Origin of the sequence: Mesorhizobium sp. M0771 (assembly GCF_040320155.1) — a bacterium.
Classification (GTDB): domain Bacteria; phylum Pseudomonadota; class Alphaproteobacteria; order Rhizobiales; family Rhizobiaceae; genus Mesorhizobium.
The window spans coordinates 104,472-127,366 of the sequence record NZ_JAMYPC010000002.1; the positions used below are offsets into that span (position 1 = coordinate 104,472).

Sequence of the window (22,895 nt, forward strand, 5' to 3'; positions counted from 1 at the left end):
CTTCCATTGGAGCATTCTCTAGCGGCAGAACCGGCTGGCCTTGAGGCCAGAACGGCTTTTGGCCCTACTGAACCTCGTAGCCGACCTCCTCGCTGGCATGGCAGAGCGCCTTCCAGAACGATCGGGCGAAGGAGCGGAAGACATAGATGTCGAACTGGTCGGCGCCGGTGCGCTGGATCTGCGCAAAGACGTCGTGATGGGTGGTCGAACGGCCGGAGCCTGTGGGGAAGGCGGGCAGGGCGAAGTCGATGGCGAAGAATTTCGCCAGCACCCATTCGGCCTTAGGGCCGGCGATGCGGATAGCGGTGCGGCCATGCGACAGGTCGGTGATCGTGCCGATTGCCGGGGTTACGTCCCCGGCAAAACTCGCCGCCAGGCCCTCGGCCTCGTCGACGACTGTGAATTTTCCAGGCGCGAAACCGAACACGGCCTTGCCGTCCTTGGCGAGACCGCCGCCGGCGCCATCGGGCAAATCGAGGCCGGTGACCTTGCCGATCACGTCGATCAGTTGCTTTTCCGCGCCCGGCCACGCGGCCAGCTGCAGGATCGAGCCCGGCCGGGTCTCGGTCAGGATGACTTCAACGCCATGCTCGAAATTGCCGTGCGAACCCGGATGGGACACCGGCTCGAGCGGCGAGAGGCGCTCGGGTGATTGGCGTTCGGGTGATTGGCGCTCAGCCATGCATGCGGCTCCCGTCCGGGTCGTAGAAATGGTTGGAGACGATCTCGACCGGCCCGAACCGCTTGCGCAGCGGATCGGAGACGAATGCCCGGGTGCCATGGCGCGCCTTGCCGCCCTCGACCAAAGCCAGCGCGATGTGCTTGCCCAGCGCCGGCGAGTAGCAGCAGGCGGTGATATGGCCGATGGAGTCGTGCGGATTGGCTTCGTCCAGTTCCTCGACGAGGTGGGCTCCGCCATTGAACGGCCGATTGTCGAGCGAGACTAGGCCGACCAGCTGCAGCCGCTCGGGCGCGATCAGGCCTTCGCGGTCCATCATCGCCGAGCCGATGAACGGCTTCTTCTTCGACAGCATCCAGTCGAGATGCAGGTCGCGCGCCGTAGTGCGCCCGTCGATCTCCGCGCCGGTGACATGGCCCTTTTCGATGCGCATCGTGCCCAACGCCTCCAGCCCGTAGGTGACCAGGCCGAACGGCTTGCCGGCTTCGATAAGGGCTTCCCAGACATGGGTGCCGTAGCCGGCGCCGCAATAGACCTCGAAGGCCATTTCTCCGGAGAAGGACAGCCGGCAAATCATCACCGGCACGCCTGATATCTCGCCGCGCACGATGCCCATGAACGGCAGGGCTGTGTTGTCGACCGCGGTGCCGGTGACACAGGCGGCGAGGATGGCCCGCGCCTTCGGCCCGCCGATGGCCGCGCCCGCCCATTCGTCGGTTACCGAGGTGACGTGCACTTTGAGCTCCGGCCAGATGACGTCGAGGAAATATTCCAGATGCTGCATCACCTTGCCGGCGTTGGCCGTGGTGGTCGTCATCAGGAAATCCTGTTCGCCGAGCCGCCATGTGGTGCCGTCGTCGAAGGCCAGCCCGTCCTCGCGCAGCATCAGGCCGTAGCGGGCCTTGCCGACGGGGAGGGTGGAAAACATGTTGGTGTAGACCCGGTCGAGGAATTCGCCCGCATCCGGCCCCTGAACGGCGATCTTGCCCAGCGTCGAGACGTCGACGATGCCGGCGCTTTCGCGCGTCGCCCTGGCTTCACGGACATAGGCCTGCTCGACCGTCTCGCCGGCAAGGCCGTAGATCATTGGTCGATACCAGAGGCCAGCGGAATACATCGTTGCGCCATTGGCGAGGTGCCAGTCATGCATGGGCGTCAGGCGCTCGGGTTTCAGATCGCCGAAGCGTTCGGCGGCAAGCGAGCCGATCGACACCGCGGAATAGGGCGGGCGGAAGCGCGTCGTTCCGACTTCGGGGATCGGTTTGCCCAACGCCTCGGCCATGATGGCGAGGCCCGGAACGTTGGAGTTCTTGCCCTGGTCGGTCGCCATGCCGAGCGTGGTGTAGCGCTTCAGATGCTCGACGGAGACAAAACCTTCGCGATGCGCCAGCCGCACGTCTTCAGCAGTCACGTCATGCTGGAAGTCGACGAAGCTTTTTCCCTTGGCTTTGATCTCGAACACCGGCGCCGGATCGGGGTTTCCCGGGGCTGCTTCGACATCCGGCAAAGCTGCCGGCGCAGCCGCTCCGCCCGCGGCGGACAGGCCGGCTGCACGGCCCTCAGTGATGGCTTCGACGGTCGAAAAGCTGCCGTTGAAAGCGCCGGCGCCAATCCATTGCCGAGTCGGTTTCGGCGGCAGGAAGGCCTGGCGGGCAGGGTTCCATTCGGCTCTGGCACCGGCCTGGCTGGCGAGATGGATGGTCGGCGACCAGCCACCCGACATCAGCAGGCAATCGGCGTGGATGCTGCGGGCGTCACCGCTGAGCGCGCCCGAGGTCATGTCGAAGCGCTGCACCTTGAGGCCGGAGAGCGCCTTGCCGCCTTCGGTGGCGACCACGGCATGGCCGGAGAGGATTTCGGCTTCGGCCTCGGTGGCGAGGCTGCGCATTTCGGCCGAAAGCTCGGGGCGCACATCGACGATGGCGACAATAGCCGCCCCGGCCTTCCTCAGCGCCAGCGCCGAGCGATAGGCGCTGTCATTGTTGGTGAACAGCGCGATCCTGTCGCCGGGCAGCACGCCATAATCGTTAGCATAGCGCTCGGCGGCATGCGCCAGCATGACGCCCGGCCGGTCATTGCCGGGGAACACAAGCGGCCGCTCGAAAGAGCCGGTGGCCAGCACCACCGTCTTGGCGCGGATCGCCCAGTAGCGATGGCGCGGCTCGCCCTTGCCGGGCGTTTCCTTGTGGTCGGTGACGCGCTCGAGCGCGGCTAGCGTGTTGCCGTCGTAATAGCCCCACACCGTGGTGCGCGGCAGCAGGCGGACCGTGTCATGGCCTTCGAGCTGGCTGACGGCGCGCGCCGCCCAGTCGGCGGCCGGCGCGCCGTCGATGGCCTCGCCGGACCAGTTGGCCGAGCCGCCGAAACGCGGCTCGAGTTCGGCCAGGATGACGCGCGCGCCCTGGTCGGCAGCGGCCTTGGCGGCTGACAGGCCGGCCGGGCCGGAGCCGACCACCAGCACGTCGCAAAACGCGTTCATGCGCTCGTAGCGCGAGGTGTCGGCGGCAATACCGGCGCGGCCCAGGCCGGCGGCGCGGCGGATGAAATGCTCGCAGAACATCCAGAAGCGGGTGCCTTTCAGGGGGCCGAAGACAGGGCCCATGAAGGTCTTGTAGTAGAAGCCGGCGGCCAGGATCTTGCCGCCGAGCTGGTTGACGGCGTTGATGTCCCAGGCGAGCGAGGGAAAGCGGTTCTGGCTGACGGCCACCAGCCCGTCATAGATCTCGACCATGGTTGCGGCGATGTTGGGCTCGCGCACTTCGCCGCGCAGCACCGTCACCAGCGCGTTCGGTTCCTCGACGCCGGCCGAGAGCAGGCCGCGCGGGCGGTGGTATTTGAATGAGCGGCCGAAAAGCGTGACGCCGTTAGCAAGCAGCGCCGAGGCCAGCGTGTCGCCGGCATGGCCGGTGTAGGGCGTGCCGTCGAAGGTGAAGCGGATGGTGCGCAGCCGGTCGACGCGGCCGCCGGTCTCGGTGCGGCGCGGGCTCACGACTTGCCTCCGGCTTTGTGCCGGGCGGCGGCATTGTGGTCGCCGCGGGCGAAACCGGTGCTGGAAATCTCATGCGTGACCGTGTTGCGCACCATCCTCAGATGGGTGCGGCAGCCGCCCGAATGCTGCCAGATCTCATTGTGGTCGCCGGCCGGGTTCAGCCGATCGTAGACATAGGCGTTCCAGGCGTCGAGGTCCTGCGAGTTGGGCTGCGGGCGCTCGCGGTTGCCGTCGCCCTGATAGGTGAACTCGATGACGTCGCGCGGGCCGCAATAGGGACAAGTGATAAGCATTTGTTTGAACCCTAATGCAGCCGGGGCGTTGCGCCCTGGCCCTTGTCGTCAATCACTAGGCCGCGATAAAAACGGTCGAGCGTGAACGGCGCGTTGAACGCGTGCGGTTCGTCCTTGGCGATGGTGTATGCGAAGCACCAGCCCGAGGCCGGCGTCGCCTTGAAGCCGCCATAGCACCAGCCGCAATTGAGATACATGCCCGGCAGCGGGCCGGTGGTGATGATCGGCGAACCGTCCATCGACATGTCGCAGACGCCGCCCCATGAGCGCAGCATGCGTACACGCGCAAGGCCGGGAAACAGCGCCAGCATCTCGCTCATCACCTCATCGACGATGGGCAGGTTGCCGCGCTGAGCGTAGCTGTTGTAGCCGTCGATGTCACCGCCGTAGACGAGGCCGCCCTTGTCGGACTGCGACATGTAGAAATGACCCATGCCGAAGGTCAGCACCGTGTCGACGAAAGGTTTCAGCGATTCGGTGACGAAGGCCTGCAGCACATGGCTCTCGATCGGCATCCTGTCGATGCCGGCAAGCTGCATCACCCGTCCGGTGCTGCCGGCAACGGCCACGGCAACTTTCTTGCCGCGGATCTCTCCGCGCGTCGTTTGCACGCCGGTGATGCGGTCGCCGTCGCGCAGGAAGCCGGTGACCTCGCAATTCTCGACGATGTCGACGCCGCGTCGGTCGGCGCCGCGGGCATAGCCCCAGGCAACCGCATCGTGACGGGCGGTGCCGGCGCGCGGCTGCATCAGGCCGCCGACGATGGGAAAGCGCGCGGAGGCCGACATGTCCAGCGCCGGGACCAGGCGCGCGATCTCGGCGGTGCTCATCAGCTCGGCATCGACGCCGAGATGGCGCATGGCGTTGCCGCGCCTTGCCAAGTCGTCGAACTGGCCCGGCGTGTGAGCCAGATTCAGGCAGCCGCGCTGCGAGAACATGACGTTGTAGTTGAGGTCGTGCGAAAGGTTCTCCCACATCTTCATCGAATGTTCGTAGAAGCGGGTGTTGGACGGCAAAAGGTAGTTGGAGCGCACCGCCGTGGTGTTACGGCCGACATTGCCGGAACCCAGCCAGCCCTTTTCCAGCACCGCGACATTGGTGATGCCGTGCTCCTTGGCCAGATAGTACGCCGTCGACAGGCCGTGGCCGCCGCCACCGATGATGATGACGTCATAGGAAGCCTTGGGGTCGGGCTTGCGCCAGGCCGGCTTCCAGTCCTTGTTTCCCTTGAGCGCGTTCGTGAGAAGCGAAAGGGCTGAATATTCCGCCATTCTTCATGTCATCCCTAGAGCATGATGCCGAAAAGTGTGAAGCGGTTTTCGGACGACATCATGCTCTATATCTTTGATTTGTAGAGCCGGATGATTTCAGGTCCAACAGACCTGAAGCCATCCGGCTCGGGTGCGATGCGGCAGACTATAGAGCAGGCGGCGGGCGCAAAGCCAAGATTGCGCCATGGCTTTTCGACTGGCCGACTCCCGCAAGGCGCCCAACTGTCATGACTTCGCCACGACTTGCTCCACGGGATGAGCGTCTCTATCAAGGACCGCTTTAGAAGCGGCCTTGCCGCCCTTTGAGTCGCCACCATTATGCTTTTTCGCTTCTTTCGCCTGATCCTGGTCCTCGCGCTCGTTGCCTTGGCGCCGCATTCGTTCGGCGCGATGGCGCAGGGGCTGGGCCAGGCGCCTGCCGGGCTGGTCGCCGACCAGCAGAAAATCCTGCAGGGTTTGACGACGAAAACCGACGCTCTGGAGAAGAAAGTCCAGGAGGACGGCGTCGACGACACCACCCTCGTCGAGATCCGCCTGCAGCTGGAAGAGCTGTCGCGCGGTGCGCTGAACAGCGCGCTGGCGTTTCGTTCGCGGCTGGGAGAGATCAATTCGAGGCTCGAGCAGCTTGGCGCCCCGCCGGCTGCCGGACAGCCCCCTGAACCGGACATCGTGACCGGCGAGCGCCAGGCGCTGGCGTCGGAAAAGGCGGAGATCAACGCCGTCATCGCCGGGGCGCAGAACCTGTCGATTCGCATCAATTCGCTGATCGAGAAGATCGGTAATATGCGCAGCGAGCTGTTTCGCAGCGGCCTAACCAAGCGCTATGTGCTGTCCGATGCACTGAGCCCGCAGGTGTTTTCCGACGCAAGGGACGAATACGCCAATTTTTACAGGGCGGTGTCGTCGTGGCTGAGCTTTGCCTTCAAGTTCAAGTTCCAGGCGATGCTCGCGGCGACCCTCATGGCGCTTGCGTTGGCCGTGGTGCTTCTGGTCGGTGGGCGCCGCCTGTTTGGGCGCATCTTCGAGCCCGACGCGTCGGTTGAAGATCCGACGTATCTCAGTCGCCTGTCGGTGGCGTTCTGGTCGACCTTGCTGCCGACGCTGGCGGTCAGCGCCTTCCTCGCCTCGACGGTGTTCCTGTACAACTACTACAATGTGCTGCGCGGCGACATAGGCGTGTTCCTCAACGCTCTGGCAGCCGTCATCGCCATAGTGTTCTGTGTCAACCGCCTGACCAATGCGGCTCTGTCGCCCAGCATGCCGAACTGGCGTCTGATCCAGGTCGAGACCGGCCCGGCGCGTTGGCTGGTGCGGCTGACGACGGCCATGGCAGTCGTCATCGGCATCAACAATTTCCTGTCGATCGTCAACGACAAGATGGGCTCGCCTCTGTCGCTGACGGTGGCCAGGAGTTTTGTCGCCACCGTGATCGTCGGGGTCATCCTGATCCTGATGGCGCTGCTGAAGCCTTACAAGGACGTCGCTGGGCGCTGGCGCCGCTGGCCGGCCTGGCTGCGCTACACCTGTGTCGCGCTCGGCCTGTTCACGATTGCGGCGGCGCTGTTCGGCTATATCGGTCTTGCCATCTTCGTCTCGTTGCAGGTCGTGGTCACTGGCACCATCCTGCTCACCGCCTATATCGGCTTCCTGTCGGCGCGCGAGATCGGCGAGGAGGGTGGTTTCGCCGGCACGTCCATCGGGCGCTGGCTGAAGACCAATTCCAGCTATGAGGACACCGCGCTCGACCAACTCGGCCTCGTCGTCAGCGTCGCCATCAACCTGATGATCGTGCTGGTGTTCCTGCCGCTGATCCTGTTGATGTGGGGCTTCCAGCCCGGCGATATCCAGGCCTGGGGCTATAAATTGGCGACAGGCGTCACCGTCGGTTCGGTGACGATTTCGGTCACCGGCATCCTCACCGGCATCGTCGTCTTCATCATCGGCTATTTCCTGACCCGCTGGTTCCAGGGCTGGCTCGACGGCTCGGTTATGGCTCGCGGCAAGGTCGATACCGGCGTGCGCAACTCGATCCGGCTGGCGGTCGGCTATGCCGGCGTCGCGCTCGCCGGCCTGGTCGGCATCTCGGCGGCGGGCATCGATCTTTCCAATTTGGCGCTCGTTGCCGGCGCACTCTCGCTGGGTATCGGCTTTGGCCTGCAGAATGTCGTGTCCAACTTCGTGTCGGGCCTGATCCTTCTCGCCGAGCGGCCGTTCAAGGTCGGCGACTGGATCGTCGCCGGCGACACATCAGGCACGGTCAAGAAGATCAGCGTGCGCGCCACCGAAATCGAGACCTTCCAGCGGCAATCGGTGATCCTGCCCAATTCGAACCTCATCAACAACGCCGTCGGCAACTGGACGCACCGCAACAAGCTCGGACGTGTGGAGATCAAGGTCGGGGTCGCCTATGGCAGCGACGTCAAGCGGGTACACGCGGTCCTGCTTGAGATTGCGCGCGGCCATGCGCTGGTGCTGAAGAACCCGGAACCCTTCGTGCTGTTCACCAATTTCGGGCCGGCAGCACTCGAGTTCGAGATCCGCGTGTTCCTGGCCGATGTGCTGAACGGCGCCATCGTTCAGAACGATATCCGCTTTGCCGTTCTCGATGCTTTTGACGCCGAGCACATAGAAATCCCCTCGACGCCGCGCGCCGAGGTCAAGGTCAAGCAGACCGACGCATGGCCGATCGACGACGACAAGATCGAAGTCGAGTTCGCCGAGAAGGAGCAGGCGGAGGCCAGAGCCGCCACCGAGGCGAAGCGGCTGGCCAAAACTGGTCGCAAGGCCCGCAAACCCGATCCCAGCTAGGCCCCAAGCTCCTCCCAAACCGATTGCGGCATGAATGCGGCATTCAGTTGCGGTTCAGCTTGCATCTCATATAAGCTCACATGCAAAGGCGAGAATGCCTTGCGAAATGCAACAGAGGCGGTGTGGAAACACCGATATTGCAAAATGTGGAAGTCGCTCGTCGTCGCCATCGCTCTTACCGCAGCGAGTGGCTCGGCCTTTGCCGCCAGCGCGGTCAACAAGGATGCTGAGACCCGTACGCTGATCGTGACGGAAGGCGGCGGCAAGACGGAGTTGGCGCTGGCCGCTGGCGAAACCGTGGAATTCTGCCCGAACGGCTGTTTTGTCACCTTGCCCAATGGTGACCTCGAGGCCCTGACCGGCTCGGAAACGGTCGAAATCTCGGGTGGCATTGCCCGCATCAAGTAAAGTCGGGAGGCAGATGTAGTAGAGGCCGGGCAATGCCCGGCCTTTTATTGTTCGCGGTAGCGATTGCTTAACAATGACGCGGGAAATATCGTGGCGCCTACCGGCTGCAACCGTGCGTTTTAACGTTCAATACGCCGTTCCGCCGCTATACCGGTGCGAAGACGCCGAAACACGGCGCAACCGGTTATGAATAGGGCAGAACGGACATGGATGCGCGGTCGGACAAGAACGCAATCCCGCTTGCGGTCGACCTCGACGGCACGCTGATTGCGACCGATCTTCTTTGGGAAGGCCTGTTCATCCTGCTCAAGAAGAATCCGCTCTATGTTTTCCTGGTTCCGTTCTGGCTGGCCGCCGGCCCGGCGCGGCTGAAACAAGCGATCGCAGACCGCATCGACATCGATCCGGCCTCGCTGCCCTATCGCGAAGCGCTGCTGCAGCGGCTGCGCGCCGACCATAGCGACGGACGCAAGATCGTGCTGGCGACCGGTACGCCACGCAAGTTCGCCGAGGCGATCGCCGCGCATCTGGGCGTCTTCGACTATGTGCTGGCGACCGACGGTCCCCACAACATGACCTCGGGCCGCAAGCGCGACGCGCTCATCGCCGCCTATGGCGACGGCGGTTTCGACTATGCCGGCAACAGCCGGCACGACCTCAAGGTTTTCGGAGCCGCACGCAACGCCATCGTCGTGGCGCCCGACCGCCATGCGAGGCGCTGGCAGGCCGCGCATAGCGCCGAAAGGATGCCGGCGCCGAAAAGGACATTGAAGACATTCGTCAAGATGCTGCGGGTGCATCAGTGGCTGAAGAATTCGCTGATAGCGGTGCCGATGGTGCTGTCGCATGAATACTTCAACATCAACATGATCTGGCAATGCCTGCTGGCGTTCGTCTCCTTCAGCGCCGTGGCTTCCGCCATCTACATCCTCAACGATTTCTTCGACCTTGCGCTTGACCGCAAGCACCCGACCAAACGCAACCGGCCTTTCGCCAGCGGCGCGCTGTCGATACCGTTCGGTCTCGGCGCGATGGCCGCTCTGCTGACGATCGGCATCGCCGCCGGGCTTCTGTTGCCGATCGAGTTCCTGGGCGTGCTCGCCGGCTATCTGGTGGTGACCACAGCCTATTCGCTGTCGTTCAAGCGCATGCTCCTGGCCGACGTACTGACGCTGGCGGGGCTCTACACAGTGCGTGTGCTGGCAGGTGCTGCGGCGACCGGGGTCGAAGTCTCGTTCTGGCTGCTCGCCTTCTCGATTTTCTTCTTCCTGTCGCTGGCGCTGGTGAAGCGCTATGTCGAACTGCGCACCACAGCCATTCCGGTGGGCGAGCGCATTGCCGGTCGCGGCTACCGCATCGAAGATCAGGAGATCGTCGCCCAGGCGGGCATGGCGTCGGCCTTCTCCTCGGCGCTGGTGCTGGCGCTCTACATGGACAGCGTCTCCGTGCGCGAACTCTATCCGCATCCCAGGCTGGTCTGGCCGCTGGCGCCGATCGTGCTGTATTTGACCATGCGGGTCTGGATCCTGGCGCGCCGCAACGAGATGAATGATGATCCGGTCATCTTCATCATTCGCGACTGGCGAAGCCAGATCGTCGTGGTGATCGGCGCCGCCCTTCTGGTCGCGGGAGGCTGGTAGGGCATGGCCGGCGAACGGTACCGGAGTTTTGGCCTCGCCACGCCGGCCGCAAAGCGAGCCATCGCGGCCGACGATGCCATCGCGCTGATGCGAAGCGGCAAGGCGACAAAGAACGCTCTGCTCGCCTATGGCAATGGCCGCTCCTACGGTGATTCCTGCCAGAACGGGCCAGGTGCGGTCGTGGACATGCGGCCGCTGAACCGCATCGGCGCCTTCAATGCCGAGACCGGCCTGCTCGAGGCGGAGGCCGGCGTGTTCCTCTCCGATATCATTGCGCACACTGCACCTTACGGTTTCTTTCCGACTGTCGTCCCAGGCACCCAGTTCGTCACCCTTGGCGGCGCGATCGCCAATGACGTCCATGGCAAGAACCATCACCGGCGCGGCACCTTTGGCTGCCATGTCGAGTCGTTCACGCTGCTGCGCTCGGACGGGCGGACCTACACCTGCTCGGCAACCGACAATGCAAGGCTGTTTGCGGCGACGATCGGCGGCATGGGGCTGACCGGCCTGATCCTGTCGGCCTCGATCCGGCTGATGCGGGTGCATTCGCTCGATATCGCCGAGAAGGTAACGCGGTTTGCCGATCTCGGCGAATTCTTCGAACTGGCCGAGGCCGCCGACCAGGCCAATGAATATGCCGTCGCCTGGATCGACCAGCTTGCCGGCGGCCATGGCCGCGGGCGCGGCCTGTTGTTGACAGGCAATCATGCCGAGTATGGCTCGCATGCGGCGTCTCGCGCCGGCTCCCGTTTTTCAGTGCCGTTCCAGCCGCCGTTCAATGTGCTCAACCGGCCGTTCCTCACCGCCTTCAACGCCGCCTATCGGTGGAAGAAGGGGCGCTCGCCGGGGCCGAGCCAAACCGGCTACCAGGGCTTTTTCTTTCCGCTTGATGGTGTCGGCGACTGGAATCGGCTGTATGGCCCGAAAGGTCTCTACCAGCACCAGAGCTTGGTGCCGGAAAATGTCGCGCGCCAGACCGTGCCGGCGCTGCTCGAGGCGGCGCGACGGGCCGGGCAGGGCTCTTTCCTCACCGTGTTGAAGCGCTTCGGCTCGATCCGCTCGCCGGGGCTGCTGTCTTTTCCGCGGCCAGGCTTCACGTTGACGCTGGATTTCCCCAATCGCGGCGACAGGACGCTGGCCCTGCTCAGCGAACTCGACGGCATCACGGTCGCGGCCGGCGGCGCGGTCAACCCGTACAAGGATGCGCGCATGGGCGCTGATACTTTCGCGGCCTCCTTCCCGAATTGGCAGCGGCTTGAAGCGCTGCGCGACCCGGCGTTCGTGTCCAGTTTCTGGCTGCGGACGGCGAAAAAGCTCAACGTCCGGCCAGGGCGTGTCGAGGCAGCTGAATAGGTACAATCCGAATAAGTCATGGTGAATAGATCGTAATTTCCGTGGTTTACTCAAAGCATTGTCGTGACTTCATGAAATGTTTGCAGGTTCGTAATACGACCGTTGCGAGTGGCGGGTGCAAAATATGAAATACATCGTCTTCATTCTGTTCACGGTCATGACCAATGCCGCCGCGCAGCTGATGCTGAAGCAAGGCATGATGTCACTCGGGCCGATTTCGTTCGAAGGCACCAATCCGCTGTTGAGGCTGTTGCAGGTCGTTTTCAGCCCATGGGTGTTTCTCGGCCTGTGCACCTTCGTCATCTCGATGGCTTCGCATCTCTATGTGCTGTCCAAGGTCGAGCTCAGCTTTGCGTATCCGTTCCTCAGCCTTGCCTATGTCGCGGTTGCGATCTTCGCCTATTTCATCTTCCGCGAGGACCTCAATGCCTGGCGCATTGCCGGCATCGCCTTCATCTGCGTCGGCACCGTGCTGATCGCGCAAAGCGGTCGAGACTTGGGCGGGCGCGGGCATGACGACCAAACCGCTTCCATCATCCCCGACAAGATCCAGACAAACGAGATCGTTCGATGAGACATGTTATTTTCGGCGGCGACGGCTTCGTCGGCCGTCATCTTGCCCCGAAGCTTGTGGCCGATGGTGAAGAGGTTGTCGTTGCCGACATCGTCAAGAGCGACCTGACGCACTATCGCAACGTTCGCTTCGTCACCTGCGATGTCACGGATACGGCCTCGGTGGCCAACATCGGATTGAAGGCCGACGACATGATCTACAACCTGTCGGCCAAAATGCTGTCGCCGATCCAGGTGCGGGCCAAGCGTCACGACTTCTTCTTTCCGGTGAATTTCCACGGCACCGAACACATCATGCAGGCAATGGACAAGGCCGGCGCGTCCAAGCTCGTCCACTACACCACCGACATGATCTACGGCCATACGGTCACCCAGCCGATGACCGAGGAACATCCGGTCGCGCCGCTCGGCGAATATGGCTGGTCGAAGCAGAAGACCGAGGAACTCGCCGCGCAATGGCGCAAGCGCGGCATGTCGATCTCGCTGTTTCGCCCGCGTCTGATCATCGGTCCCGGCCGGCTCGGGATCCTGGAAAAGCTGTTCAAACTGATCGACTGGAATTTTCCTGTGCCGATGATCGGCTCGGGCAAGAACCCCTATCAGTTCATCTCGGTGTTCGATTGCGCGGAAGCTGCCCGCTCGGCCTGGAAGGCAGGCGTGCCCAACCAGGCTTATAATCTGGGCTCCCTCAATCCGCCGCCGGTGAAGAAATTGCTGGGCGACCTGATCAAGCATGCCGGCTCGAAATCGCTGCTGATCCCGACGCCGGGCTGGGCGGTCAAGCGCACTCTCGACCTGCTCGATCTCATGAACATGCCGATCATGGATCCCGAACAATATCTGATCGCCGATGAGGAGTGCGTGCTCGACGTATCCAAGGCCGAGCGCCAGCTCGGCTGGGTGCCGCAATATCGCGACGAGGACATGCTGATCGCCGCCTACAGCGAATACCGCGCCAAGAAAGACGGGCTTGCCGTCACCGCCAATCATGTCCCCGCCGAATAAGTGGGACGACCAGGAGAACTCCGAAATGACCGTCATGGCCAAGCCTGAGCAGACGAACGCGCGCACCATGGTCGGCGCGCCGGCGTTGTCGCCTACCGCCATCGCCAAGCCCGACCTGATCAGCGTCGAGCAGGCGAAGGCGATGGATGTCGCGCGCATGACCGACCTGTTCAAGGCGCATCTCAATCCGGGCCAGCTGCATTTCATGAAGCTGCTCGGCTTCCACAAGATCAAGATCGAGCGTGCCGAAGGCATGTTCTACATCGACCAGAACGGCCGCAAGATTCTCGACTTCTTCGGCGGCTTCGGTTCGCTGGCCTTCGGCCACAACCATCCGCGCATCCTGGAGGCCCGGCGCAAATTCCAGGAGGAGAAGCGCCAGGAAATCGCCATCGCCTTCATGTCGCAATATGCATCGGCCCTTGCGCACAACATCGCCAAATGCTCGCCCGGCGATCTCAACATGGTGTTTCTGGGCTCGTCGGGTTCGGAAGCGATGGAAGCGGCGGTGAAGCTCGCCGAGCGCGCCGCCGGGCCGAAGAGGCCAAAAATCGTCTATGCCGAGAATTCCTTCCACGGCAAGACCAAGGGCGTGCTCGGCATCACCGACGGCCAGCTCTACCGCGCGGACTTCAAGATGGCTGAGAACACCGTGCGCATTCCGTTCGCCGATATCGAAGCGGTCGAGCGGCTGTTCCGCTCCGACCCGGAGGTCGGCGTCATCGTACTCGAGACCATCCAGGGCGGCGGCGGCATCATCCAGGCCGAGGCCGAATACTGGCAGAAATTGCGCGCGCTCTGCGACCACTATGGGGTGCTGTGGGTGGCTGATGAAGTGCAGTGCGGCTATGGCCGGTCCGGCCGCTTCTACGCCTTCGAACATTATGGCGTCGTGCCCGATGTGACGGCGCTGGCCAAGTCGCTCGGCGCAGGCAAGGCGGCGGTCGGCGCGATGGTCGCCCGGCGCGAGGTCTATATGAAGGCCTATGGCACGCCGAAGACGGCGATGATCCATGCCATGGCCACCTTTGGCGGCATGGGCGAGGCCTGCGTCACCGCGATCGAGGGCATCAACGTGCTCTATGATGAGGGGCTGATCGACAACGCCGCCACTGCCGGCGACTATCTGCTGCAGCGCCTGCAGGCGCTGAAGGAGAAGTACCCGAAGATCATCAAGGATGTGCGCGGCAAAGGCTTTATGGTCGGGCTCGAGTTCCACGACTTCTCGCAGACCTTGCCGATGGTGCTACGTCCGATCGTCAGCGTCCTCGACGACAAGCTGAAGGGCTCGCTGTCGGGCTTCGTCGGCGCGCTGTTGCTGCGCGACTATGACGTGCTCGTCGCCTTCACCGAATACAATCGCAACGTCATCCGTCTCGAGCCGCCGCTGATCTGCCAGCGCGAGCATGTCGACCGTTTCGTCGATGCTTTCGATAGCCTGCTGTCGCGCGGCATTGTGGGAATCGTGAAGGATTTCGTCAAAAGCCAAGTCCGTTAAAAGAAGTCCGTTGAGCGAAGTCCTGAGTCCGACAATGCTGAGCAAGTCTCCCGCCCCGCAAAACACACTCGACCGGCTGACCGCGGCCGCTCTCGCGTGGGGCGAGGGGACTTATGCGCGATGGGCCGCGCCAATCGGCGCGATCGCGTTTTCGCTCTATATCCTGCTGACAGCGTTTACCGCCTGGACGATGCCCGATGCCAATTGGGACATGCTGCCTTATCTCGCAATCGCCGAGGAGGGCGCTTACCCAGATGCGCAGGCGCTGCATGACTATGCCTACAGGACGGTCCAGGCCGGCGTTTCGGCCGCCGATTACAAGGCGCTGACAGACGATGGCGGCGGCTTCCGCAGCCATATGGCGCAAAATGCCGCCGACTTTCACTCGCTGCTTGGCATGTACCGGATCAAGTTCCTCTACGCCGAGATTCTTTCGACGATGAGTTCGGTGATGTCGCCTGTCGAGGCGATGCGGGTGCTGCAGGTGGTCTCGGTGCTCCTGTTCGGGATGATCACGCTGCTGTGGCTGCGAACCGAAGGCGCGCTGGCGCTGGCGCCGGTGGCCGGCGCGGTACTGATCATGGCCGATTTCGGCGACGCGGCGCGCGCCTCGACTCCGGATCTGATGTGCTCGGCCCTGTTCCTCGGCGGGCTGTTTGCCTATGTGCGCGGCCGCGAGGCAGCGACCGCTGTCCTGCTTTTCCTGGCCTTCATGGCGCGGCCGGACAACATCGTGTTCCTGGCCATTTTCGCCGTGCTGCTGCTGGTCTTCCGGCAGCGGGCGTGGGGCGCGCTGGCCGGCTTTGCCGCGTCCTTCGTCGCCTATTTCGCGATTTCGCACTGGGCCCAGCATCCCGGCTGGTGGCCGCATCTGTGGTTCTCCAGCATCGAGCAGCACTACAATATGGATGGCTTCGAGCCGCCGTTCTCGGTTGGCGCCTATCTCAAGGCGTTTGCCGCATCCTTCATTCGCGCCATCAGCATCAACAGCTGGGTCGGGGTCTCGGTTCTGGCGCTGGCCGCGTGGTTTGCGCTCGGCCGCGCCGGCTTCCGGCTCGATCGTCGCGCCGGCATCCTGCTTGCAGCGCTGGTGCTTGGCGTGCTGGCGAAATTCACCGTCTTTCCGATCCACGACACCCGCATCTACTTCCCGAACCTTCTGCCGCCCTACCTTTTGCTTGTCGGCCCGATCATGGCGCTGTGGGCGTCGGCAAGCCTGAATGGAAGGCGGCCCATCGCCATACCTGGAGATAAGCCATGAGTTCCATTTCCGGGCTGGCGCGCATCGCCCTTTCACTCGGCCTGCCTGCCGGCCTGCTTGATCGCGGGCCGGCGTTGCGTGGCACGAAATTCCTGGCCAAGGCGGCGCTGAAGGCGCGGTTTGGCGGTGGGCAATCCTTCCAGATGGTCAATGTCGGCGCTTGCGACGGCGCGCTGTTCGACGACGTCACGCCGTGGCTGCACCGCATTCCGCGGGCGCGGGCCGTGCTGGTCGAGCCGATCCCGTACAATCAGAAGCGGTTGCGCGCCAACTATCCCGACACGGAACGCTTCGTCGTCGAACCGGTCGCGGTGACAAAAACCAAAGGCACGATCACCGTCCACACTTTCGATGCCGCGGCACTCGAGGCCGGCACGCTGCCGGTCGAGTTCATCGGCTGCTCATCGGTCACCGACACCAATCTGATGTCGGGCAAGAATGCCTGGGGCGAGGCCGACGCCAATTTCAACAAGTTCGCGCCGCACCTCAGGGATATCGAAGTGCCGTCGGAAACGCTGCAGACGCTGCTCGACCGCAACGGCATCACGCATATCGACGCCTTCCTGGTCGATTGCGAGGGCGCCGACTGGATCGTCTTCGAACAGCTCGACCTCAAGCGCTACCGCCCCGGCATGATCAAGGTCGAGGTCGGCGCGCTGCCGGCGGCTGAAATCGGCGAGGTCGTGGTCAAGCTCAAGACATCAGGCTATCAGGTCGGCTTCCAGGCCGAGGACATCTGGGCCTTCGCCTGAGATAGATCGCCACTGGCGGCACGCCGGCGCGCCGGGTCGCGTCGCATCCGCGACGTGTCGCAAACAGGCGGTAGCTCCATCCACGTCCTCTGCATATTGTGCGCCATTCGAACGGGCGCGGACGCGCCCGCTTTATCCCCTTGGAGTCGCGGCAATGGCAGAGTTTCCGAAACAGGCGAAGGTCGTCATCGTCGGCCTGGGTGGCATTGTCGGCGCATCGATCGCCCATCACCTGATCGAACGCGGCTGGACCGACATTGTCGGCATCGACAAATCGGGCATCCCGACCGATATCGGCTCGACCGCGCATGCCTCGGACTTCTGCTACACCACGAGCCATGATTTCCTGTCGTGCTGGACGACGCTCTACTCCATCGATTTCTACGAAAAGATGGGCCATTACGCCCGCATCGGCGGTCTCGAAGTGGCGCGCGTCGGCGACGACAGCCGCATGGACGAGATCAAGCGCAAGATCGCCTCGGCCAAATCCTTCGGCACCCGCGCCCGGCTGATCGAACCGGCCGAGATCAAGGAAAAATTCCCGCTGATCGAAGAGTCCATGGTGCAGGGCGGCCTGTGGGATCCGGACGCCGGCCTGGTCATCCCGCGCTCGCAGACCGTCGCCGGCAAGCTGGTCGACCAGGCGGAAGCTACGGGGAAACTCAAATCCTTCGCCAACACGCCCGCCAAATCTCTCATCGTCGAGGAAGGCCGCATCAAGGGCGTCGTCACCGACCGCGGCACGATCATGGCCGATTATGTCATCGTCTGCGCCGGCATCTGGGGCCGGCTGATCGCCGAGATGGTCGGCGAAGACCTGCCGGTGATGCCGATCGACCATCCGCTGACCTTCTTCGGGCCTTACAATGAGTTTGCCGGTACCGGCAAGGAGATCGGCTGGCCGCTGCTGCGCGACCAAGGCAATTCGGCCTATATGCGCGACACCGGCGATCCCAAGACCGCCGAAGGCGGCCAGATCGAATGGGGTTACTACGAAGAGACCAATCCGCGTCTTTGCCATCCGCGCGATTTGCTGGAAAAGGATCAGGCGCGGCTGTCGCCGTCGCAGCGCGATCTCGACATGGAGCAGATCCTGGCGCCGCTGGAGCGCGCCATGGAACTGACGCCGATCCTGGGCGAACTCGGCTACAACGAAAGCCATTCCTTCAACGGCCTGTTGCAGGTGACCGCCGATGGCGGCCCGTCCATGGGCGAGAGCCAGAAGGTGAGGGGCCTCTGGTACGCCGTCGCCATCTGGGTCAAGGACGGCCCCGGCATGGGCAAGCTGATCGCCGACTGGATGACGGACGGCCGCACGGAAATCGACCATCACGCCATCGACTATGCGCGCTTCTATCCGCACCAGACGAAAGAGCAGTTCATCTGGGATCGTTGCACCGAGACGGCGATGAAGGTCTACAATCCGGCGGTGCATCCGCGCGAGCCGTTCTCCAAAGGTCGCAACATCCGCCGCTCGCCGTTCTGGGAGCGCGAGAAGGAGCTTGGCGGTTACTTCATGGAGCTGGGCGGTTGGGAGCGCGCGCATGGCTATGCCGCCAACGAGCATCTGCTGGAGAAGTATGGCAACCGGGTTCCCGTACGTGAGAACGAATGGGACAACCGCCATTTCTGGCGGGTGTCCAATGCCGAGCACCTGGCGATGAGCGAGGATTGCGGCATCGTCAACCTCTCGCATTTCTCGATGTACGACATCGAAGGGCCGGACCATGTCGCGCTGCTGGAGTGGCTGTGCGCGGCCAAGATTGGTGGCGACAACAATATCGGCAAGGGTATCTACACCCACTTCCTCGACGAGGAAGGCATGGTGCGCGCCGACTTCACCGTCATCCGCATGGCCGACCGCTGCCGTCTGATCGACGGCGCCGACGCCGGTCCGCGCGACTTCCGCTACATGCAGCGCACCGCGCAGGACAAAGGCTTTGACGTCACCATCACCGACGTGACGGAAAAATACGTCACCATCGGCATCTGGGGACCGAACGCGCGGGCGACGCTGCAGAAAGTGGTCGAAAATCCGGATGGTCTCTCGCTCGAGAACTTCCCCTTCGCGGCGATCAAGCCGGTCAGGATCGGCGGCAAGGACGTCACCGCCTTCCGCATCTCTTATGTCGGCGAGCAGGGCTGGGAACTGCATATGCGTTACGAAGACGGCCTGGCCGTTTGGGACGCGCTGCGCTCGACCGGGGTCATGCCGTTCGGCGTCGAGACCTATGCCAACACCCGGCGCATGGAAAAGAGCCTGCGCCTGCAGAACGCCGACCTGTTGACCGAGTACAATCTGCTCGAGGCCGACCTTGCCCGACCGAAGGTCAAGGAGAACGATTTCTGCGGCAAGGCAAAACATGTCGAATACCGCACCCGCGAGCACCAGCCGGCGATCCTGTGCACGCTGGTGATGACGGAAAACGTCGATTCGAAGGGTGTTGCCCGCTATCCCGTCGGCACCATGCCGGTGATGGATCCGAAGACCGGCGAGACGCTGGTCGACGAACTCGGCCGCCGCTCCTTCACCACATCGATGGCCTACGGCCCGACCATCGGCAAGAACATCGGCCTCGCCTATCTGCCCTGGGCCCATGCCCAGGAGGGCCGCAAGTTTGCCATCGAATATTTCGGCGAGACCTACCCGGTCGAGGTGGCTGCCGTCGGCTACAAGCCGCTCTACGATCCAGAGAATCTGAAGCCGAGGAGTTGAGCTTCATCGGTTCCAACCAACATATCGAAAAGCCGGCACCTCGCCGGGCTTTTTGCTTTGTCAGCAGCCGGTTTTCGCTTACCTTCGGGTATGTCTGCTTTTTCTTGCGCACGACATTTCCTTTCAGGCAGCGCCGCGCTGGCGCTGGGGCTCTGGCTGGTGCCGCCGGTTCAAGCCGCCGAGCCGGTTGACGTCGAGCTGGTGCTGGCCGTCGACGTGTCGCTGTCGATGTCGCCGGGCGAACTTGAAATCCAGCGTCACGGCTATGCTGCTGCGCTGACGCACGACAATGTTCTGCAGGCCATCGCCGATGGTGCCTACGGCAAGGTCGCCGTCACCTATGTCGAATGGGCGGGAGCGACCACGCAGCAGGTCGTCGTGCCGTGGACGGTGATCGCCAGCCGGGCCGATGCCGAGCGGGTGGCCGCGCAGCTTTCCGCCCATCCGCCGGCCAGCGCCCGGCGCACCTCGATTTCCGGCGCGCTGGAATTCGGCAGCGATCTGTTCGCCGAAAGCGGTTTTCAGGGGACAAAGCGCGTCATCGATATTTCCGGCGACGGGCCCAACAACCAGGGCGCGCCCGTCGACATCACCCGCGACGCGGTGGTCAAGCAAGGCATCATCATCAACGGCCTGCCGCTGATGACGCGCGGCGGGTTCGGCGGCGCCTATGACGTCAACAATCTCGACCGCTACTACAGCGACTGCGTCATCGGCGGTCCCGGATCCTTCATGATCCCGGTCAATGACTGGACGCAGTTTCCCGAAGCCATCCGCCGCAAGCTGGTGCTGGAGCTGGCCGGCGCCGCTTCGCCGCAACGGGCGCGCGAGGAGGCCGGGCATCCGCCGGTGGTGCTGGCGCAGGACCGGCCGACCGACTGCCAGGTCGGCGAAAAGATGTGGCGCGACCGCAGCTGGATGTTCGATGCCCGTTAGCGTTCGCATCATCACGCTGCCGTGAAGGGCCGGTTTCATTGACAAGCCCATGGGCGTCTGTGACACAATTCGGCATCCGAAAAAACAAGGGGAACCGACATGAACAAGACCATCGTCGCTGCCGCGGTATTGGCGCTTGCGGCTGCAATATCCGTGCCGGCCGAGGCTGCCACATCGGTCACCATCGGCATCAGCGGATGGACCGGCTTTGCGCCGCTGACGCTCGCCAAGCAGGCCGGCATCTTCGAGAAGCATGGCCTCGACGTGACCCTGAAGAAGGTGCCGCAGGCCAGCCGGCCGCTCGCCATCGCCAGCGGCGATCTGCAATGCGCCGCCACCACGGTCGAGACCTGGCTGGTGTGGAACGCCAGCGGCGTCACCACCAAGCAGATCTTCCAGCTCGACAAATCCTATGGCGCCGACGGCATTGTCGTGCGCAACGACATCAAGACCGTCGCCGACCTCAAGGGCAAGAATGTCGCGTCCTCGGCGCCGGGCACGTCGCCCTATTTCATGCTGGCCTGGGTGCTGAACAAGAACGGCCTGTCGACCAAGGATGTGACCGTCGTCAACCTGGAACCGGATGCGGCGGCGCAAGCCTTCCTCGCCGGCCAGAACGATGCGGCGGTCACCTATGAGCCGTTCATCTCGGCGGTGCGCGACAAGTCCGATCAGGGCCACATATTGGCGACCACGCTCGACTACCCGATGGTGCTCGACACGGTCGGCTGCACGCCTGAATTCCTCACCGCCAATCCCGACGCCGCCAAGGCGCTGGCCGACAGCTATTTCGAAGCGCTCGACCTGATCAAGAGCGATCCGCAGAGATCCTACGAGATCATGGGCGCCGACGTGAAGCAGTCTGCGAAAGAATTCGAGGATTCGGCGAAATACCTGAAATGGGCCGACAAGGCGGAGAACAAGCAGTTCTTCACCAAGGAATTCCAGGACTTTTCCAAGACCGCCGGCGAGCTTCTGCTGCAGATGGGGTTGATCAAGGAAGCGCCAGACGTTGCCACGCTGGCCGACACCAGCGCGGTGGCGAACTGACAGGCCTCGCCTTTGACCATTGTGCGGCGGCGCCTAGGGCCGCCGCTCTCTCCTGGACAAGTGATGATTTGACGATGCGGACGATCTGAAGATGCGCCCCTTGCATCCGGTGTCGCCGGGCATTCGAACCGTGCTTGGCATTTCCTTCTTCGTGCTGTTCGTCGCCTTCTGGGCGTGGATCACGCTTGGCGGCCACGTCAACCGCATCTTCCTCGCCGACCCGCTGTCGATGCTGCGGGATGGTTGGCGGCTGCTGGTCGAGGACCGCTTCTGGCTCGACATATTGATCACCATCTGGCGGGTCTTCGGCGGGTTCCTGCTGGCGTCGATCGTCGCCGTGCCGATCGGCATCGCCATGGGCGCCTGGAAACCAATAGAGGCGTTTCTGGAGCCGTTCGTCTCCTTCGCCCGCTACCTCCCGGCTTCGGCCTTCATTCCGCTGCTCATCCTGTGGGCCGGAATTGGCGAGCTGGAAAAGCTGCTGGTCATCTTCGTCGGCTCGGTGTTCCAGATCATCCTGATCGTCGCGGTCAAGGTGGGCTCGACGCGGCGCGACCTGGTCGAGGCGGCCTATACGCTGGGCTCGACCAACAGCGGTATCGTCAAACGGGTCATCATGCCGGCCAATGCGCCCGAGATTGCCGAGACGCTGCGGCTGGTGCTCGGCTGGGCTTGGACCTATGTCATCGTCGCCGAGCTGATCGGTTCGTCCTCAGGCATCGGCTACATGATCATCAACAGCCAGTCGCGGCTGGCGACAGGGCAGATCATCTCCGGCATCATCGTCATCGGGCTGATCGGACTGTTGTCCGACTTCGCCTTCAAGGCGTTCAATCGCTGGCTCTTTCCCTGGAGCCTGGCATGAGCAAGTTGCTTATCGAAGGCGTCTCGCGAACCTTCGCCGGCGTGCGCGGCGGGCAGCCGGTCAAGGCGCTGATGCCGGTCGACCTTGCGGTCGCGGCCAACGACTTCATCACCATTCTGGGGCCGTCCGGCTGCGGGAAGTCGACGCTGCTCAGGATCGTTGCCGGCCTGGAAGCGCCGAGCGAAGGCCGTGTGCTGCTCGACGGCAAGGCGGTGACGCGGCCGGGACCGGATCGCGGCATGGTGTTCCAGTCCTACACGCTGTTTCCGTGGCTAACGGTGGCGCAGAATATCGCCTTCGGCCTGCGCGAACGTGGCATGGCCGAAAAGGAGCGAGACGGGATCGTCGCTTCCTATGTCGACCTCGTCGGGCTCAAGGGCTTCGAGAACCATTGGCCAAAGCAGCTGTCCGGCGGCATGCAGCAGCGCACGGCGATCGCCCGGGCGCTGGCCAACGACCCCGAAATCCTGTTGCTGGACGAGCCGTTCGGTGCGCTCGACAACCAGACGCGCGGACTGATGCAGGAACTGCTGCTCGGCATCTGGGAGCGGCGCAAGAAGACAGTGCTGTTCGTCACCCACGACATCGAGGAGGCGATCTTCATGGCTTCGCGGGTGATCGTGATGAGCGCTCGGCCAGGCCGCATCAAGTCGGATGTCGCCATCGACCTGCCGCATCCGCGTCACTATACGCTGAAGACCAGCCGGGAGTTCTCGGCGCTCAAGGCGCGGCTGACCGAGGATATCCGCGTCGAGGCGATGCGCACAGTACAGGCGCAGCCCGCCGAAGCCTGAG

At 63.4% G+C, this 22,895-nt stretch carries 18 protein-coding genes; 14 read left to right on the forward strand and 4 right to left on the reverse strand.

What is annotated here, in order from left to right:
• Positions 1-64: 64 nt before the first annotated feature.
• From NKI05_RS04055 to NKI05_RS04070, 4 genes are read right to left on the reverse strand one after another with little or no spacing between them, the layout of a single operon-like run.
• Entirely contained in the window at positions 65-682 is a 618-nt protein-coding gene (locus tag NKI05_RS04055; RefSeq protein WP_050594087.1) for a sarcosine oxidase subunit gamma, read from the reverse strand.
• The gene (locus NKI05_RS04060) at positions 675-3,668 is read right to left on the reverse strand and encodes a sarcosine oxidase subunit alpha (RefSeq protein ID WP_023815505.1); all 2,994 of its coding nucleotides are present in this window, start codon (positions 3,666-3,668) and stop codon (positions 675-677) included. The genes NKI05_RS04055 and NKI05_RS04060 overlap by 8 nt, the downstream gene beginning before the upstream one ends.
• Positions 3,665-3,961, reverse strand: a complete 297-nt coding sequence (locus NKI05_RS04065; RefSeq protein ID WP_023670367.1) for a sarcosine oxidase subunit delta — start codon at positions 3,959-3,961, stop codon at positions 3,665-3,667. The genes NKI05_RS04060 and NKI05_RS04065 overlap by 4 nt, the downstream gene beginning before the upstream one ends.
• Positions 3,962-3,972: 11 nt before the next feature.
• A complete protein-coding gene (locus tag NKI05_RS04070; protein WP_023670368.1) occupies positions 3,973-5,232 on the reverse strand; it encodes a sarcosine oxidase subunit beta family protein in 1,260 nt (419 codons plus the stop codon).
• Between the two features lie 318 nt (positions 5,233-5,550).
• Here NKI05_RS04070 and NKI05_RS04075 point away from each other — a divergent pair, with 318 nt between their 5' ends.
• The 14 genes from NKI05_RS04075 (at position 5,551) to NKI05_RS04140 (ending at position 22,894) form a co-directional block, all read left to right on the forward strand.
• Positions 5,551-8,040, forward strand: coding sequence for a mechanosensitive ion channel family protein (locus tag NKI05_RS04075; RefSeq protein WP_023700342.1), 2,490 nt, complete (start codon positions 5,551-5,553; stop codon positions 8,038-8,040).
• 144 nt (positions 8,041-8,184) lie between these two features.
• Positions 8,185-8,448: a hypothetical protein gene (locus NKI05_RS04080; RefSeq protein ID WP_023815502.1), complete on the forward strand. Its 264-nt coding sequence runs from the start codon at positions 8,185-8,187 to the stop codon at positions 8,446-8,448.
• Positions 8,449-8,654: 206 nt separating this feature from the next.
• Complete coding sequence (locus tag NKI05_RS04085; RefSeq protein WP_023691000.1) at positions 8,655-10,088, forward strand: UbiA family prenyltransferase; 1,434 nt, start codon at positions 8,655-8,657, stop codon at positions 10,086-10,088.
• A 3-nt stretch (positions 10,089-10,091) separates the two neighbouring features.
• The gene (locus tag NKI05_RS04090) at positions 10,092-11,444 is read left to right on the forward strand and encodes an FAD-binding oxidoreductase (RefSeq protein WP_023706098.1); all 1,353 of its coding nucleotides are present in this window, start codon (positions 10,092-10,094) and stop codon (positions 11,442-11,444) included.
• A gap of 124 nt (positions 11,445-11,568) precedes the next feature.
• Positions 11,569-12,018: an EamA family transporter gene (locus NKI05_RS04095; protein WP_023670373.1), complete on the forward strand. Its 450-nt coding sequence runs from the start codon at positions 11,569-11,571 to the stop codon at positions 12,016-12,018.
• Positions 12,015-13,022 carry an NAD-dependent epimerase/dehydratase family protein gene (locus NKI05_RS04100; RefSeq protein WP_023670374.1) on the forward strand — a complete coding sequence of 336 codons (1,008 nt, stop codon included), beginning with the start codon at positions 12,015-12,017 and terminating at the stop codon, positions 13,020-13,022. The genes NKI05_RS04095 and NKI05_RS04100 overlap by 4 nt, the downstream gene beginning before the upstream one ends.
• A 67-nt stretch (positions 13,023-13,089) precedes the next feature.
• Positions 13,090-14,520: an aspartate aminotransferase family protein gene (locus tag NKI05_RS04105; RefSeq protein ID WP_245261883.1), complete on the forward strand. Its 1,431-nt coding sequence runs from the start codon at positions 13,090-13,092 to the stop codon at positions 14,518-14,520.
• Between the two features lie 34 nt (positions 14,521-14,554).
• Positions 14,555-15,781: a DUF2029 domain-containing protein gene (locus NKI05_RS04110; protein ID WP_023815499.1), complete on the forward strand. Its 1,227-nt coding sequence runs from the start codon at positions 14,555-14,557 to the stop codon at positions 15,779-15,781.
• Positions 15,778-16,533, forward strand: a complete 756-nt coding sequence (locus NKI05_RS04115; protein WP_023815498.1) for an FkbM family methyltransferase — start codon at positions 15,778-15,780, stop codon at positions 16,531-16,533. The genes NKI05_RS04110 and NKI05_RS04115 overlap by 4 nt, the downstream gene beginning before the upstream one ends.
• A 154-nt stretch (positions 16,534-16,687) precedes the next feature.
• Complete coding sequence (locus tag NKI05_RS04120; protein ID WP_023815497.1) at positions 16,688-19,249, forward strand: GcvT family protein; 2,562 nt, start codon at positions 16,688-16,690, stop codon at positions 19,247-19,249.
• Between the two features lie 90 nt (positions 19,250-19,339).
• Entirely contained in the window at positions 19,340-20,185 is an 846-nt protein-coding gene (locus NKI05_RS04125) for a DUF1194 domain-containing protein (RefSeq protein ID WP_023691008.1), read from the forward strand.
• Positions 20,186-20,284: 99 nt separating this feature from the next.
• On the forward strand, positions 20,285-21,235 hold the full coding sequence (locus tag NKI05_RS04130) for an ABC transporter substrate-binding protein (protein WP_023688106.1): 951 nt from the start codon (positions 20,285-20,287) through the stop codon (positions 21,233-21,235).
• Positions 21,236-21,326: 91 nt separating this feature from the next.
• The gene (locus tag NKI05_RS04135; protein ID WP_023815496.1) at positions 21,327-22,100 is read left to right on the forward strand and encodes an ABC transporter permease; all 774 of its coding nucleotides are present in this window, start codon (positions 21,327-21,329) and stop codon (positions 22,098-22,100) included.
• The gene (locus NKI05_RS04140) at positions 22,097-22,894 is read left to right on the forward strand and encodes an ABC transporter ATP-binding protein (protein ID WP_023696446.1); all 798 of its coding nucleotides are present in this window, start codon (positions 22,097-22,099) and stop codon (positions 22,892-22,894) included. The genes NKI05_RS04135 and NKI05_RS04140 overlap by 4 nt, the downstream gene beginning before the upstream one ends.
• The last annotated feature ends 1 nt before the right edge of the window (position 22,895 follow it).

Excerpts from the sequence above, each read along its gene's own strand:
- NKI05_RS04140 (WP_023696446.1), top strand. The coding sequence starts at position 22,097 with ATGAGCAAGTTGCTTATCGAAGGCGTCTCGCGAACCTTCGCCGGCGTG.
- NKI05_RS04125 (WP_023691008.1), top strand. The coding sequence starts at position 19,340 with ATGTCTGCTTTTTCTTGCGCACGACATTTCCTTTCAGGCAGCGCCGCG.
- NKI05_RS04120 (WP_023815497.1), top strand. The coding sequence starts at position 16,688 with ATGGCAGAGTTTCCGAAACAGGCGAAGGTCGTCATCGTCGGCCTGGGT.
- NKI05_RS04105 (WP_245261883.1), top strand. The coding sequence starts at position 13,090 with ATGGTCGGCGCGCCGGCGTTGTCGCCTACCGCCATCGCCAAGCCCGAC.
- NKI05_RS04085 (WP_023691000.1), top strand. The coding sequence starts at position 8,655 with ATGGATGCGCGGTCGGACAAGAACGCAATCCCGCTTGCGGTCGACCTC.
- NKI05_RS04065 (WP_023670367.1), bottom strand. The coding sequence starts at position 3,961 with ATGCTTATCACTTGTCCCTATTGCGGCCCGCGCGACGTCATCGAGTTC.
- NKI05_RS04075 (WP_023700342.1), top strand. The coding sequence starts at position 5,551 with ATGCTTTTTCGCTTCTTTCGCCTGATCCTGGTCCTCGCGCTCGTTGCC.
- NKI05_RS04095 (WP_023670373.1), top strand. The coding sequence starts at position 11,569 with ATGAAATACATCGTCTTCATTCTGTTCACGGTCATGACCAATGCCGCC.
- NKI05_RS04090 (WP_023706098.1), top strand. The coding sequence starts at position 10,092 with ATGGCCGGCGAACGGTACCGGAGTTTTGGCCTCGCCACGCCGGCCGCA.
- NKI05_RS04080 (WP_023815502.1), top strand. The coding sequence starts at position 8,185 with ATGTGGAAGTCGCTCGTCGTCGCCATCGCTCTTACCGCAGCGAGTGGC.
- NKI05_RS04055 (WP_050594087.1), bottom strand. The coding sequence starts at position 682 with ATGGCTGAGCGCCAATCACCCGAACGCCAATCACCCGAGCGCCTCTCG.
- NKI05_RS04110 (WP_023815499.1), top strand. The coding sequence starts at position 14,555 with ATGCTGAGCAAGTCTCCCGCCCCGCAAAACACACTCGACCGGCTGACC.
- NKI05_RS04115 (WP_023815498.1), top strand. The coding sequence starts at position 15,778 with ATGAGTTCCATTTCCGGGCTGGCGCGCATCGCCCTTTCACTCGGCCTG.
- NKI05_RS04100 (WP_023670374.1), top strand. The coding sequence starts at position 12,015 with ATGAGACATGTTATTTTCGGCGGCGACGGCTTCGTCGGCCGTCATCTT.
- NKI05_RS04070 (WP_023670368.1), bottom strand. The coding sequence starts at position 5,232 with ATGGCGGAATATTCAGCCCTTTCGCTTCTCACGAACGCGCTCAAGGGA.
- NKI05_RS04130 (WP_023688106.1), top strand. The coding sequence starts at position 20,285 with ATGAACAAGACCATCGTCGCTGCCGCGGTATTGGCGCTTGCGGCTGCA.
- NKI05_RS04135 (WP_023815496.1), top strand. The coding sequence starts at position 21,327 with ATGCGCCCCTTGCATCCGGTGTCGCCGGGCATTCGAACCGTGCTTGGC.